This is a genomic window from Pediococcus cellicola (assembly GCF_001438655.1).
GTDB classification, from domain to species: domain Bacteria; phylum Bacillota; class Bacilli; order Lactobacillales; family Lactobacillaceae; genus Pediococcus; species Pediococcus cellicola.
This window is the reverse complement of record NZ_JQBR01000004.1, coordinates 58616-73255: the sequence shown is the minus strand read 5'-3', so window position 1 is coordinate 73255 and position 14640 is coordinate 58616. Positions and strand designations below refer to the sequence as shown.

Annotated in this window: 13 protein-coding genes and 1 tRNA gene; 11 read left to right on the top strand and 3 right to left on the bottom strand. The window is 39.3% G+C overall.

The window, feature by feature from the left end:
- Nucleotides 1–22: 22 nt before the first annotated feature.
- Nucleotides 23–922, top strand: coding sequence for a UDP-N-acetylmuramate dehydrogenase (murB, locus tag IV80_RS04775; protein WP_057750320.1), 900 nt, complete (start codon nucleotides 23–25; stop codon nucleotides 920–922).
- 75 nt (nucleotides 923–997) lie between these two features.
- On the opposite strand, the gene IV80_RS04770 is transcribed toward murB, so the two are convergent.
- Nucleotides 998–1642 (bottom strand): DUF1361 domain-containing protein, encoded by a 645-nt coding sequence (locus IV80_RS04770; protein WP_057750317.1) that lies wholly within the window; start codon nucleotides 1640–1642, stop codon nucleotides 998–1000.
- A gap of 141 nt (nucleotides 1643–1783) precedes the next feature.
- On the opposite strand from IV80_RS04770, the gene cdaA reads away from it, so the two are divergent.
- From cdaA to IV80_RS04745, 5 genes are all read left to right on the top strand, one after another.
- Nucleotides 1784–2635: a diadenylate cyclase CdaA gene (gene cdaA / locus IV80_RS04765; RefSeq protein WP_057750314.1), complete on the top strand. Its 852-nt coding sequence runs from the start codon at nucleotides 1784–1786 to the stop codon at nucleotides 2633–2635.
- Nucleotides 2632–3489, top strand: coding sequence for a CdaR family protein (locus IV80_RS04760; RefSeq protein WP_057750311.1), 858 nt, complete (start codon nucleotides 2632–2634; stop codon nucleotides 3487–3489). Before cdaA ends, IV80_RS04760 begins: the two co-directional genes overlap by 4 nt.
- A 33-nt stretch (nucleotides 3490–3522) precedes the next feature.
- Nucleotides 3523–4887: a phosphoglucosamine mutase gene (gene glmM, locus IV80_RS04755; RefSeq protein ID WP_057750308.1), complete on the top strand. Its 1365-nt coding sequence runs from the start codon at nucleotides 3523–3525 to the stop codon at nucleotides 4885–4887.
- Nucleotides 4888–5098: 211 nt separating this feature from the next.
- Entirely contained in the window at nucleotides 5099–6919 is a 1821-nt protein-coding gene (gene glmS, locus IV80_RS04750) for a glutamine--fructose-6-phosphate transaminase (isomerizing) (protein WP_057750305.1), read from the top strand.
- A 242-nt stretch (nucleotides 6920–7161) separates the two neighbouring features.
- Nucleotides 7162–8469 (top strand): glucosaminidase domain-containing protein, encoded by a 1308-nt coding sequence (locus IV80_RS04745; protein WP_057750302.1) that lies wholly within the window; start codon nucleotides 7162–7164, stop codon nucleotides 8467–8469.
- Nucleotides 8470–8722: 253 nt separating this feature from the next.
- On the opposite strand, the gene IV80_RS04740 is transcribed toward IV80_RS04745, so the two are convergent.
- Nucleotides 8723–8794 (bottom strand) — tRNA-Asn (locus tag IV80_RS04740).
- 93 nt (nucleotides 8795–8887) lie between these two features.
- Nucleotides 8888–9193, bottom strand: a complete 306-nt coding sequence (locus IV80_RS04735; RefSeq protein ID WP_057750299.1) for a hypothetical protein — start codon at nucleotides 9191–9193, stop codon at nucleotides 8888–8890.
- Nucleotides 9194–9504: 311 nt separating this feature from the next.
- Here IV80_RS04735 and IV80_RS04730 point away from each other — a divergent pair, with 311 nt between their 5' ends.
- From IV80_RS04730 to IV80_RS04710, 5 genes are read left to right on the top strand one after another with little or no spacing between them, the layout of a single operon-like run.
- On the top strand, nucleotides 9505–10227 hold the full coding sequence (locus IV80_RS04730; RefSeq protein ID WP_057750297.1) for a GntR family transcriptional regulator, LSA1692 subfamily: 723 nt from the start codon (nucleotides 9505–9507) through the stop codon (nucleotides 10225–10227).
- A gap of 37 nt (nucleotides 10228–10264) precedes the next feature.
- Nucleotides 10265–11563, top strand: coding sequence for a Sapep family Mn(2+)-dependent dipeptidase (locus IV80_RS04725; protein ID WP_057750294.1), 1299 nt, complete (start codon nucleotides 10265–10267; stop codon nucleotides 11561–11563).
- On the top strand, nucleotides 11564–12523 hold the full coding sequence (locus IV80_RS04720; protein WP_057750291.1) for a glycosylasparaginase: 960 nt from the start codon (nucleotides 11564–11566) through the stop codon (nucleotides 12521–12523).
- Between the two features lie 20 nt (nucleotides 12524–12543).
- Nucleotides 12544–13071, top strand: coding sequence for a GrdB-related putative oxidoreductase (locus IV80_RS04715; protein ID WP_057750288.1), 528 nt, complete (start codon nucleotides 12544–12546; stop codon nucleotides 13069–13071).
- Nucleotides 13072–13086: 15 nt separating this feature from the next.
- On the top strand, nucleotides 13087–14397 hold the full coding sequence (locus IV80_RS04710) for a PTS sugar transporter subunit IIC (protein WP_057750285.1): 1311 nt from the start codon (nucleotides 13087–13089) through the stop codon (nucleotides 14395–14397).
- The last annotated feature ends 243 nt before the right edge of the window (nucleotides 14398–14640 follow it).

The following is a 14640-nucleotide window of genomic DNA, read 5'->3' as shown; positions in this document are numbered from 1 at the left end:
ATTTGTAATTGAAAGGAACAGAATGATTTTGCAAACGATAACGGAAACATTTCCAAACATCCAGATTCTTCAACATGAACCATTATCTAAATATACCAATACTAAAACGGGTGGTCCTGCTGATTACTTAGCCTTTCCACAAACTGTGACACAAGTGGAACAATTATTAGATTGGGCAAATCAACAACAGATGCCGTTAACCGTTATTGGTAATGCCAGTAATTTAATCGTTCGAGATGGTGGTATTCGTGGGTTAACTGTCATTTTGACTCGTATGAAAACTATTCATGTCCTGGGCAATCAGGTAATTGCAGAAGCTGGGGCAGCCTTAATTCAAGCAACCGAAGTGGCTTATCAAGCAGGGTTGACGGGAGTTGAATTTGCTGCTGGTATTCCAGGCAGCGTTGGTGGGGCTGTTTTTATGAATGCTGGTGCGTATGGTGGTGAAATTAGTGAGGTTGTGAGTGAAGCAAAAATTTTGACGCGCAAAGGACAAATCAGAACTTTAACAAATCACGAATTGAATTTCGGATATCGACACAGTAGTATTCAGGATTATAACGACATTGTGTTGTCCGCAACCTTTAATTTAAAACCTGGAGATAGCGAAAAAATCCGTGCCAGAATGGATGAGTTAAATCGTCTAAGGGCTTCTAAACAACCTTTGGAATATCCGTCATGTGGCAGTGTTTTTAAAAGACCAACCGGGTATTTTACAGGTAAATTAATTCATGAGTCTGGTTTGCAAGGCTTTCAAATTGGTGGCGCACAAGTCTCTAAAAAACATGCTGGATTTATTATTAATGTTGGTGGTGCAACAGCAACCGATTATTTAAACGTGATTCATCATGTACAAGAAACAGTTTTTGAAAAGTTTGGGGTTCATTTACAAACGGAAGTTCGAATTATTGGAAAAGCTTAAAATCAATTGTCCCACTTAAAATGAGTCGCCAGAGCTGAATGTTAATTCAACTTTGACGACTCATTTTGATTTCCATTAATATTTAGAATTGCGAATGACACGTAAAACTAAGTAAATCGTGCTTTGTAAAAGAGTCATAAGGATGACAAAGGCCAGCATCTGCCAGGACCACATATTAAAAATTGGTTTCAACACCCATTCTGGGCTGATTAATAGGTAAATGGAGTGCAACCTTAAGAAACGACCGATGAAAATACCAACTGAGGATAACGTTGTAAAAATTCCAACAATTCCAATTTCAAACCAATGTCGAAAATGATAACGACTCACGATTGAGCGGGTAACTTGAGTCATGCTCCACATACCTAGTAAAACACTTGGAATGACAGCAATTAACATATAAATATAATAAATCCACATCGAAATGGAAAGTCGAATTAGTCCAGTATCTGCATAGGGATGCAAGAGACTCAGATGAAAGAGATCGGTTAGCAGATAAGGTGCATTAGGATAAAATAGCAACCAGATTAAAATGCCTAGCCAAAATAAAAGCGTATTTTGGGGACGTTTGGAACTAATATGAAAAGCTAGTTCGATTGGAATATAGGCCAAAAAAGTGTTAAGAAGTAAAAAATGATAAGGCGGCTGTACGAATAAGGAGATATAGAGTAATCCCAACCCGTAGCAAAGCCGGATAATCCACTTAGTTTTTGTTGTCATAATTGTTTTCCTCGCTGGCTTTATTGTAGCAGATGAAACAATTAATTTGCCAGATTTTCGCCTAAAATTCACTTAATAACAAACTTTTATTAAGGACCTCTGTGCTATAATTATTTTTGTATTGGTTTGGAGGAAAAATAAATGGATTTTGCTTGGGATCGACTGATTACTTTACACAATTTTATGAACCTAATTGACATTCTAGTGGTTTGGTTTGTTATCTATGAATTAATCATGTTATTGCGAGGAACAAAAGCCGTTCAACTTTTTCGGGGAATTATTGTTATTATCCTGATTAAAGCGGTGAGTGTGTTGCTTGGTCTTAGCACCGTCTCATGGATTATGGACCAGGTTATTAACTGGGGTGTCATCGCTATGGTGATTATTTTTCAACCAGAAATTCGACGCGGGCTGGAGCATTTGGGTCGAGGATCAATTTTTACGAAAAATAAGTCCCAGAATGAGGCTGAAATGAAAATGATTGGGGCGTTAGATAAAGCTATTCAATACATGTCTAAACGACGAATAGGTGCTTTAATCACAATTCAAATGGATACAGGACTAGAAGATTATATTGAAACTGGAATTGCCTTAGATGCAGATATCACGGGTGAGCTCCTAATCAATATTTTCATTCCCAATACACCATTACACGATGGCGCTGTCATCATCAAGGATAATAAAGTGGCTGTGGCAGCCGCTTATTTGCCACTTTCACAAAGTACAATGATTCCAAAAGAATTAGGGACTAGGCACCGAGCAGCAGTGGGAATCAGTGAAGTGACGGATGCAGTGACAGTTGTGGTTTCTGAAGAGACTGGTGAAGTGTCAATTACCAAGGACAATGAGTTGTTACGAAACATGACACAAGAAGATTATTTGCGTTATTTCCGTGATCAATTCTTAAGTGAAGAGGAACCAGAAAATCATAATATCCTTCAAGACTTCTTGGAAGGTTTGGTTACTTTCTTTAAAGGAGGTCCCAAAAAATGAAAAATTTTTGGAAAGAACGTTGGGTATATCGAATTCTAGCTTTAGTTTTGGCTGTGCTCCTATTTGGCTACGTGAAGTCGGATCGAATGAATTCTGGAAATATCTCTTCAGGTAGCGGCTCAAATGAAACGACTTTGATGGCAAACAAGGCAAAAACGTTGACTGTTCCTCTCGAACTAGATGTGAATAGTAGTAAATACCTTGTGAGTGGGTATCCTTCTAAAGTTAAGATAAGAATCGCCGGACCAAGTGCGCTCGTGACAACAACGACTAATACGCAAAATTTTAAAGTTTATGTTTCTTTGCGCAAACTGGGAGTTGGTAAGCATAAAGTGCAGATTAAAGAGGAGGGGCTAAACAAAGAGCTTTCTTATAGTTTTGACCCCGCCACAATTGAAGTGACAATTGCAAATCGCCGGACGAAAACTTTTGCCATTCAACCTGAAGTCAATCAAGATGCGATCGCTAAAGGTTATGAGAGCAAAGCTGCTATTTTACGGTCTCAAACGGTTTCGGCAACTGGATCGGTTTCTGAAATTAACCGAATCACGCAGGTTGTGGCCAAGATAAACTTACCGAATAATACGAAACAAGACTTCACGAGTCAGGTTTTGTTACAGGCAGTTGATAATCAGGGAGATACGGTAAATGTGATTTTAAATCCACAAACAGTTAGTGTCACGATTCCAGTTCAAAAATCCACGAGTTCGTCCAGTAGCAGTGGTTCGAATTCGGAATCGTCTAGTGAACCAGCAGATAATCAGCGCACAAAAAGCTCGTCAGATTCCAGTTCGAAAAGCACAAGTGCTTCTTCAACAAGTGAATCCAGCGATAAGAGTAGCGAAAATAACTAAAAATCAATTAATAAAGAAGAGGAATAGATAATTATGGCTTTGAAATATTTTGGAACAGATGGTGTACGTGGAATTGCAAATGAAAGTTTAACGCCTGAATTGGCTTTTCAGTTGGGACGTACTGGCGGATATGTATTAACGCAACATGCAGAAAATGCCAATGAAGGTCCGCGAGTTTTGGTCTCACGTGATACTCGTATTTCCGGACAATTATTAGAATCCGCGTTGATTTCTGGTTTACTTTCGGTAGGAATCGAAGTCTTAAATATGGGTGTTGTTACAACTCCTGGCGTAGCTTATTTGGTTCGTAAGCAAGAAGCTGATGCGGGTGTCATGATCACTGCATCTCACAATCCAGTTCAGGATAATGGTATTAAATTTTTCGGATCTGATGGCTATAAACTTTCTGATGAATTAGAGGGTGAAATTGAAGTTTTGCTTGATAGAGAAACGGATAGTTTACCTAGACCGTCAGCTGAAGGTTTGGGAACCGAAAATGATTACCCCGAAGGAGCTTTGAAATACACACAGTTTCTTGAACAGACTATTCCAGATGATCTGACAGGTTTACACATTTGTGTAGATTCAGCGAATGGTGCTACTAGCGGTTTTGTATCACAAATCTTTGCAGATTTAGGTGCCGACTTTGATACTATGGCAACTACGCCTAATGGTCTAAATATTAATGCCAATGTTGGTTCAACCCATCCAGAACAACTCCAAAAATTTGTGGTGGAAAAAGGGGCCGATCTTGGTGTGGCTTTTGATGGCGATGGCGATCGCTGCATTGCAGTTGACGAATTAGGTAATATCGTTAACGGAGATAAGATTATGTACATCTGCGGCAAGTATTTAAGCAAGCGTGGACGTTTGAAGAAAGATACAGTTGTGACGACTGTTATGAGCAATTTGGGCTTATACAAAGCACTAGAGGCTAATGGGTTGCATTCTGTGCAAACAAAAGTTGGTGACCGATATGTCGTTGAGGAAATGCTTAAAAATGGGTATAACGTTGGTGGCGAACAGTCTGGTCACGTAGTTTTCCTTGACTTCAATACAACCGGTGATGGGATGCTGACAGCTTTACAACTGATGCACATTGTCAAAAAAACAGGCAAAAAGCTATCCGAGTTGGCTGCCGAAGTGAAAACTTATCCACAAAAATTAGTGAATGTGAAAGTTCAAGATAAGAAAGCCGCTTTAAATAATGAAAAAATTCAAGGCATTATTAAAACGGTCGAAGATGAAATGCATGGGGATGGTCGCGTGCTTGTCCGTCCTAGTGGGACTGAAGATTTATTGCGTGTAATGGCTGAAGCACCTACTAAAGAAGAAGTGTCGGCGTATGTTGATCGTATCGTAGCAGTTGTTAAATCTGAGGTTGGTACCGAAGCTTAAGTATGAGTTTGAAAAATTCCGGGTCTGAAAAGATCACGGAATTTTTTTGTCAGCATTTATTTTCATACCAATCATGAATAAAACCAATACCAAACAGTTTTTTTAATTTGACATTCCTATTATTGTGAGGTAAATTTATAGATATTCAGTGTATACCAATTTGTGAAATTTATATATACCAATTATAACTTATTTGTAAAGGATGTTGACTATGTGCGGAATTGTGGGAGTAACAGGACGATCAGATGCAACGGAAATTTTGATTTCAGGATTAGAGAAACTTGAGTATCGTGGTTATGATTCAGCGGGCATTTACTTAAATAATGCTCACAAAGAAGACCATTTAGTAAAAACGCAAGGAAAAATTGCAGATCTTAAAGCCAAACTAACTCCGGAAATTAAGGGAACCACTGGAATCGGGCACACAAGATGGGCTACTAACGGTGCACCAAGTGTAAAAAATGCGCATCCACAGTTTTCAACTGACGAACGCTTTTACTTGGTGCATAATGGTGTGATTGAGAACTATGAGGAATTAAAAGCGCAATATTTGAGCGATGTTCGTTTAGTCAGTCAGACCGATACTGAAGTCGTGGTTCAGTTAGTGGACCATTTTGTAATTCAAGATCAGATGACCACACAACAGGCATTTGAAAAGACGATCAGTTTGTTAAAGGGGTCTTCGTACGCGTTCTTGTTGATGGACCGGGAAGATCCAGAGACGCTTTATGTCGCTAAGAATAAGAGTCCTTTGCTAATTGGACTGGGTAAGGATTTTAACGTGGTATGTAGTGACGCGTTAGCTATGCTAAACGTCACAAAAGATTTTCTAGAACTTCACGATGGTGAAATGGTCGTTGTGACACCTAAAACGGTAAAAATCACCAATCAAAGTGGCCAACGTGTTGAACGAAAAGCTTTTCATGTTGATTTAGATCCTAAAGCGGCAGATCGCGGTGCTTATCCCTATTACATGTTAAAAGAAATTGATGAGCAGCCGGCTGTTTTACATCGGATTCAAGAAACCTATTTGCAGGATTCTGGAATACCTGTTTTAGATCAGGAAATGCTAAATGCGATGGCAAAAGCGGATCGGATTTATATTGTGGGTGCAGGAACAAGTTATCACGCGGGGTTAGTCGGGCAAACATTATTCGAAAAATTGGCACAAGTACCAACCCAAGCTGTTTTGGCCTCGGAATTTGCGTACACGGATCCAATTCTTTCTAAGCATCCATTTTTCATTTTCTTAACTCAAAGTGGTGAGACAGCAGATAGCCGCCAAGTTCTAGTACGGGTCAATGAAGAATGGCAGGCACCAAGTTTAACGATCACCAATGTTGAAAACTCGACATTGTATCGAGAAGCCAGTTATCAATTGCTCTTACAAGCAGGACCAGAAATTGCCGTTGCTTCGACAAAAGCTTATACAGCTCAAATTGCGGTTGAAGCTGTTGTTGCCAAGGCTCTTGGTACTCGTAAGCAGGTTCCGGCCGCTGATGCTTTTGATTTACAGCACGAGCTGAGTCTGGCTGCAAATGCCATCCAAGCAATTGTTGACGATAAAGCCCAAATTAAAACTGTGGCTCATAAAGATTTAGCTACAACCAGAAATGCTTTTTACATTGGTCGAGGTGTTGATTATTTCGTGGCTTTGGAAGCAGCTTTAAAACTTAAAGAAATTTCTTACATTCAGGCTGAAGGATTTGCTTCTGGAGAATTGAAACATGGCACGATTGCATTAATTGAAGACCAAACGCCGGTAATAGCGCTGATTACGCAAGCACGGACCGCCAGTCACACCAGAGGAAATATCCAAGAGGTTCAGTCTCGCGGGGCACAAGTGCTGACCATCGTCTCTGAGAATTTGGCCAAAACCAGCGATCAATTGGTTATTCCATCAATTTCAGAATTATTGATGCCATTGATTAGTGTTGTGCCGGCTCAACTGCTAGCCTATTATGCCAGCCTAGAACGTGGGTACAATGTGGATCAACCAAGAAACTTAGCAAAGAGTGTGACCGTAGAATAATAAATACAGGAAATCTAGTTGATGGACACGTCAACTAGATTTTTTTAATTTAACCAAAATTTAGATGCTACAAATGTTAAGTTTTTATTACAAGTAAAAAAAGTGTGTTGCTAAAGCTTGATATAACAGGTTTTTAGGAATGTGGTTAATATTCGTATATTTCAATCCAGTTAAAGGCATTAAGATTTAGTGGATTTCATTATATACTAATACTAAGATCATTAAGATACGGGGGAATGAGCATGCATAAACGTTGGTTACCATTTGTCTCATTAATAATTTTATTTTCGACAGTGGCCGGCTTTGGATTTCATTCAAAGACTGTGCACGCAGACTCACCACAGGGCTTTATTTCGCGGTTAACGCCCGATGTCAGAAGCGTTTCTTCCAAATATAATTTATATGGATCTTTGATGATGGCACAAGCGGCTTGTGAAAGTGCTTGGGGTCAAAGTCAATTAACAGTTAAGGCAAATAATTATTTTGGAATAAAAGGTACATATAAGGGTAAGTCGGTCACGATGCGAACGGCTGAATATACAGCTGGTGGCACGTTGTATTACACTAATGCAGCATTTCGTAAATATCCAAATGCTAAGGCTTCTCTGAATGATAATGGTAATCTGTTACGTAATGGGTTAGCTTGGAATCATTCTTACTATAAGGGAACTTGGAAAGAGAATGCCAAAACACCTGAAGCTGCTGCCAACTATTTGACAGGACGTTATGCGACGGCACCAACTTATGCAAGAACTTTGATTAGTTTAATTAAAGGTTATAATCTTCATAGCAAGCTAGATGGGACGGCAGTCAAATATACTAAAAAGAATTTACGAATGCAGGTTAAGTTGAATCCGGGACATAACTTCTATAATCATATTCCTGGAAGCACCTATTCATCTAAGCTTAAGCACTATGGTAAGACGTATAAGGGTAAGACCATTACGATTGATAATCAAGGCGTCAAAAAGGGTGCTAAAACGCCGTATTATCGTTGTTATTATAATGGTAAATTAATTGGTTGGATTTATTCAACTGCAGTTGTACAGGTGGCTACATATAAGACCGTGTATAAAGTGGCTACAGTGAGTACAAACCCTAAAAATGACTTCTATAACCATTTGACTTACAGTGTTTATGCCAATAAACGATTGCACTACGGTAGAACTTACAGTGGTCAAAATATTACGATTGATAAGCAGGCACAGCGCGCAGGTACGAAAACACCGTACTATCGCTGTTTTGTGAATGGTAAAGAAATAGGTTGGATTTACGGCGGCGCTTTAGACAACGTCCGCTTTTTAGATACCAAGTATACAGCCACAACATTAACCAAAAAGGTGAAGGCTGTACCTGGGCATAATTTCTTTAATCATGTCCCTAAAAGTAGTTATACAGCTAAACGCAAAAATGATGGAAAAAAGTATGCAGGAAAAGCGGTTCAAGTTGATATGACAGCTAAATTAGAGGGTGTGCGTACTTTGTACTACCGTTGTTACTATAATGGCAAGCTGATCGGTTGGATTTATGGCGGCGCGCTGACAGATTAAGATTATTAGATAAAAATAAGAAAAAGTTAAAATGATTATAGACTTATGAGAAAAAGTGGCGTATATTATAGGTACCATTTATTTACTTCCTCTCCCTGTTTACCCCAAATGAACACAGAAGAGGGACATCTCTATGGTGTATACATCAGATGGCACGGGATCGAAAGCAATTTCGATCCCTTTTTTTGTGTAATTGAGTTTTGGAGACAACAAAAAAGCTCAGTCTTAGTTAAGACTGAGCTTTTTATCTTTACTGCTCCGGCTGGGTTCGAACCAGCGACCTCTTGATTAACAGTCAATTATTCTACCACTGAACTACGGAGCAATGACTATGCTTAACATTATATTATGAAAACCACAGATTTGTCAACCAAATTTTAATAATTTCTAATTTGCACATTTAAACTACTGCTAGCATTTAGGAAATGTGATTTTCTTTTAACACAGCATTAAAATCAACCATTATTTTATCATCTTTTTCCCATTCTTCCCAGTGGTCCATATCTTCATCGGGAATGGCATAGCGTTCATTAATATAATTTTCGTAGTTAATGACGTGAGCAGAATGGGGAATATTAAGTTGCAAAATCCGAACTTCTTCAATAAAACCGCGTTCGGCGGCTAATTCAGCGCGACCGTTCATGACCATATTGGCAATTTCAAGGTACTTTGAATGATCTTTACGCGTGATTTCCTCAATTAAAGTAAAAATTTGATGTCCCATAGCTATCAGCCTCCGTCTCCCTAGTATAGCGAAGACTGGCAGGAAGATGCAAGCTAGAATTAGTGGTCTAAATAAAAAAATGTGTTCTGAACAACTGTCCAGAACACACTTTTTGGCATAAGAGAGAAAGAGAATTGATTAAAGGTAGAGGAGATGCACTACTACCTTTCAAAGTTAAGGATACCTTTTTATGTAAGCGGTGTCAAATGTTTTTTCTGAAAATTTTTAAATTTAGCAAAAATAAGGAAATCCTTTTCAAAATGTGATAGTATATACTAAAAAGTACATACTATTTTGAAAGGGTGGATGCCATGCAAGAAGCAAAGTTCAAACAAGTAGCCAAAGTCATTAAAAATCGTGTAGACAATGGTACTTATGGCACAAAACAAAAGCTGCCTTCAGAGTATGATTTAGCAGATGAGTTCGAAGTAAGTCGCCTCACGATTCGTAAAGCAGTTGCAGCGTTAATCAATGCGCAAGTTTTGGTCAAGAGCCGTCAAAAGGGAACCTATGTGATGGAACATCCCAAAGTAGAAAGCGGTCGTCTGGGCTTGCAGGGGTTTACAGAAGTTTCTAAAGCATACGGTAAAAAAAGTCATACAGAAGTTCTAGAATTCAAGCAATTAATCAATCCTGACAAACGAATTTTAGCTAAGTTAGAGATGAATGAGGGATTATCTGTACCGATTTACAAGCTTGTTCGCCGACGCTACTGGGATAGTGAGCCAATGACGGTTGAACAGATTTACATCCCGGAACCTTTAGTTTTCGGTTTAACGCCTAAAGATTTTGAAGGATCCCTGTTTGCTATTATTGAATCTCATGAACAAATTGCTTATTCACAACAAGAAATTGAAGCGCTTCTTGCACCAAGAAAAATGGCCGATTTATTGCAGGTTTCAACACAAGAGCCGTTGATGAAAGTGGAATCTGTAACTTATACTGCGGAGACTAAGCCGATTTTTTTTGATACTTCGTTTTATCGGGCTGATAAATATCGCTTCAAGACGACCTTAGTTCGCCATAAACTATAGAATAGGGGGTAAAAAATTGGCAATAAAGATACAGACTATGATTGCTCAACATGAAAATGAGTTTTTGCGAGATTTACGGAAAATGATCCAAATCCCAAGCGTGAAAGGTCCTGCCAAAGAAGCAATGCCATTTGGAGAAGGGCCTCGACAAGCTTTAAATTTGGCGCTCAAGTTTGGACAACAATATGGATTTAAAACAGGAATGGTTGATGATGCTGCCGCATATGTGCAGTGGGGAAATGACGATCAAAATTACGTGGGAATTTTCGGGCATTTAGATGTTGTTCCAGCTGGCAGCCATTGGTCTGTGCCACCGTTTGATTTAACCAAAAAAAATTCTCGGTTATATGGGCGTGGCATTTTGGATAACAAAGGCCCTAGTATGGCTTCCTTGTTTGGCATGAAGCTTCTAAAGGATATGGGCATTCAACTTCCTTATACAATTCGGTTAGTTTTTGGATCTGACGAGGAAAGCGGCAGCGCGGACATGCGACGTTATCTTGCTAATGAGGCCGCACCAACACTTGGATTTACTCCTGATGGCAAATATCCAGCAGTGTATGGGGAGCGCGGCATTGTTAACTTTATCGTACGTACGCCAATTCCAGCTAATCAGCTTAGTCGTTTTGAAATTTTAAATCCTGAAGAACAATCTTCAGATCATGTCCCTGATTCTGTCATCGCCTCTGTTGGTGACCAGGTCATTCATGCGCATGGAAAAAGGTCACCATCCAACGCTCCTGACTTAGGATGTAACGCATTGACAATTTTAGCTCAAGAGATAGATACAAGACAGGTTTTGTCGGATGAAATTGGTGTTTATTTCCATTGGCTGGCCAACCTTCATGATGACCACTATGGCAAACAACTGGGAATTGATTTTGCTGATGTAGACAGCGGCAAATTGATTATGACGCCCTATCAACTGCAAAAGGCCGGCAATAATCTTGAACTTGCGATTGCAGTTCGCTATCCAGTTTCAGTTACGGAAGAACAGGTTATAAGCAATGTTAAGCAACATCTCATCACACAAAGTAAGCTTAAAATCGTGCGCTCGATACCTAGTGTGATGCATGATAAAACCTCATGGTGGATTCGTAAGTTGTCACAGGCCTATGAGCAGGTAACGGGCTTAGATGGCACGCCAGTGACGACCACAGGGGCAACTTATGCACGGGTGGTGCCTAATATCATTGCCTTTGGGCCATCATTTCCTGGACAAAAAGGAATTGCACACAAACAAGATGAGTATATGGATGAAAAGGATCTCTTAATGAATATGGAAATAGATATGCGCGCGATGATCGCATTAGGACAAAGAAAGGATGATGATTAGATGACTTACGGCACAATTGCAACATGGCGGATGGCACATGAAGGTGTGATCAAGGCGACTGAATTGTTAAAAAAACAAAAATCTGCTGGAGATGCGGTCGAAACCTTGATTAATAGGGTTGAAGCTTATCCGTATTATAAATCGGTGGGTTACGGGGGCCTTCCCAATGAACAAGGAGTAGTGGAAATGGATGCCGCATTTATGAATGGAGACGATCTAGCAATCGGAGCAGTTGCTGGTATCCAGAATGTGAAACATGCGGTATCGGTAGCCCGTAAGTTAAGTAAATTACATTTTAATAGTTTTCGTGTCGGAGAGGGAGCCACCCGTTATGCCATACAAAATGATTTTGAAATGGTTAACATGCTGACTCCGCGTGCAAAGAAAATTTGGCAAAACCGACTTTTGGAAATACAAGAAAAAAAACTTGATCCTTATGACGGACACGATACTGTGGGGGCGATCACCTTAGACCAGCAGGGGTCCATGGCGGCTGCTACATCAACCTCAGGGTTATTTATGAAAAAGCCTGGACGTATTGGCGATTCACCGCTTTCTGGTTCCGGTTTTTATGTTGATAGTGAAGTTGGCGGTGCAGCAGCAACCGGATTGGGAGAAGACCTCATGAAGGGGTGTTTGTCCTATGAAATTGTGCGGTTAATGGCAGAAGGCAGGACACCGCAACAAGCTTGTGATCAAGCCGTCTACCCGTTTATTGAAAAGCTCCAAAAAAGATATGGGAAAGCAGGCGAATTTTCATTAGTAGCTATGAATAAGGCCGGTGCTTGGGGGGTGGCTACCAACGTGGAATTTACATTCAGCGTTGGTAATGATAAACAAGTTCCTGTGATTTTAATGGCTAATCCTGGTCCAGATCAGACCACTTGTATTGAACCCATTACACAAGCCTGGTTAGATGCCTACGAAAAACGGATTAAAGCACCAATTAAGTCCCTGTAATATAAGGAGGAGGTGAGCATATGAAAGTTATTGTGATCTTAGACCAAATTCAAGCAGGATTAGGTGGCAAAGAACGCGCAGACACACCATTGGGTGGCAAACGCCTAGCAATGGGCAGTGCAGACACGCTCGAAAAGAGTTTGAAAAAGATTGATGGTGAAATTATTGGTACCTTTTACTGTGGCACAACCTATTATCAAGATAATGCCGATTTGGTTCAGGAAAAATTCGCTAAAATGGCTGAAAAAATGGCGGCTGATGTTGTGGTGATTGGTCCTACTTATGATTATCCAGAGTTTTCGAAGATGGGGTGTGAGCTTGCAACTTACTTTAATGAGCATACTAGTGTGCCCGTATTAGTAGCTACAGCGATAGAAAAAAATGAAGCTTTAATTACGCAATATAAAGCTTCATTGATGATTGTAAAAGTGCCTAAGAAAGGTGGTACGGGACTGTCTTCAGCTTTGAACCACCTAGTTGAAGGCTGCCAGTTGGCGACTAAAAAGGAAGATATGCGTGAATTTAAACAACAATATTGTTATTCATAGATTGGAGTGAGATAAATGCAAAATAAAGCTGAAAAAATCTTAATGCCGATTGCCACGAAGCTTGGTAATAACGTTGTTTTACGTTCGTTACGAGATGGCTTTTTGATCATTACCCCATTAATCATTGTCACTTCTTTTTTCTTATTAATTGGAAATTTTCCAATTCCAGGTTGGAATGAATTCTGGACGGGTGTTTTAGGTTCTAAATGGAGTGGATGGTTTAGTGCCGTCTCAAATTCCGTTTTTAGTTTTACTGGATTACTTGGTTGTTTTGGTATCTCTTATGCGTATGGGAAAAATCGCGGCTTGCAGGCCGTAAATGCCAGCGCAGTTGCAATCATTTCTTTTTTGATTTTGACACCAACCAGTTTGACGGTGGGTAAAAAAACGGTTAGTGCCATTCAAACACTTTACTTAGGTCCTAATGGCATCTTTTTAGGCATTTTCATTGCTTTAATCAGTGTGGAACTCTATCGTTTTGCTTTAAAACGTCATTGGACAATTAAAATGCCAGAGGGAGTCCCACCGGCAGTTTCGCAATCTTTTGATGCGCTATTGCCCAGTGCGCTAGTTATTTTTGCCTTCTTTCTGATTCGCATTGTTTTTAGTTTAACTAGTTTTGAAACGGTTTATAACTTTATTTATACTTTGCTTCAAGCTCCACTCAAGAATGTCGGCAACACGTTGCCATCTGCACTTTTGTATAACTTTTTAGCTAGCTTACTTTGGTGTTTTGGTATCAATGGGCCAACCATTACCAATTCAGTTTGGTCACCAATTTTCTTTGTTCTTACTCAGGACAACTTACAGGCTTTCCAAAATCATTTACCTTTACCACATGTTTTTACGCAACCATTTATTGATATCTTCACAACATATGGTGGCGGCGGTAGTACGTTATCACTTTTAATTGTGATGCTGATTATTTGTAAATCTAATCGTGTTCGTCAATTAGGAAAACTGGCTATTATTCCGGGAATTTTTGGCATTAACGAACCAATTATTTTTGGATTACCAGTGGTTTTAAATCCAATCATTGCCATTCCGTTTATTGTGATTCCAACCTTGAATACCTTGATTTCTGGGCTAGTGATGACTTGGGGATGGGTTCCACATACTAATGGTGTCTTATTGCCATGGACCACACCACCTATTATTTCAGGGTGGCTGTCCACGGGAAGTTGGACAGGATCAGTCTTGCAGTTATTTGAAATCATTTTAGGCATTTTAATTTACTATCCATTTATTAAAATGCTAGATAATCAGTATTTACGCGAGGAGGCTGCAGCTTCTAAAGATTTAGATATTGATTTTAGTGAAGTTTAACGCTTAAGCAAACGCAAGTGAATTTAGTAGGTACGTTATTAAAAATAAGCAATTAGAAAAATCTGGAGTCAAGGACTTGAGATTTTTCTAGTTGCTTATTTTTGAAGTTCAGTTGATTACATTAGGAAATTTATGAACACACTTTGTTTTCCTGAAAAATGTTAAATATTTGTAGTTATTTATTAAATATTAATATCAAATGATAGTGTGAAAACTATCTTTCTTTGATATAATGGAATCATC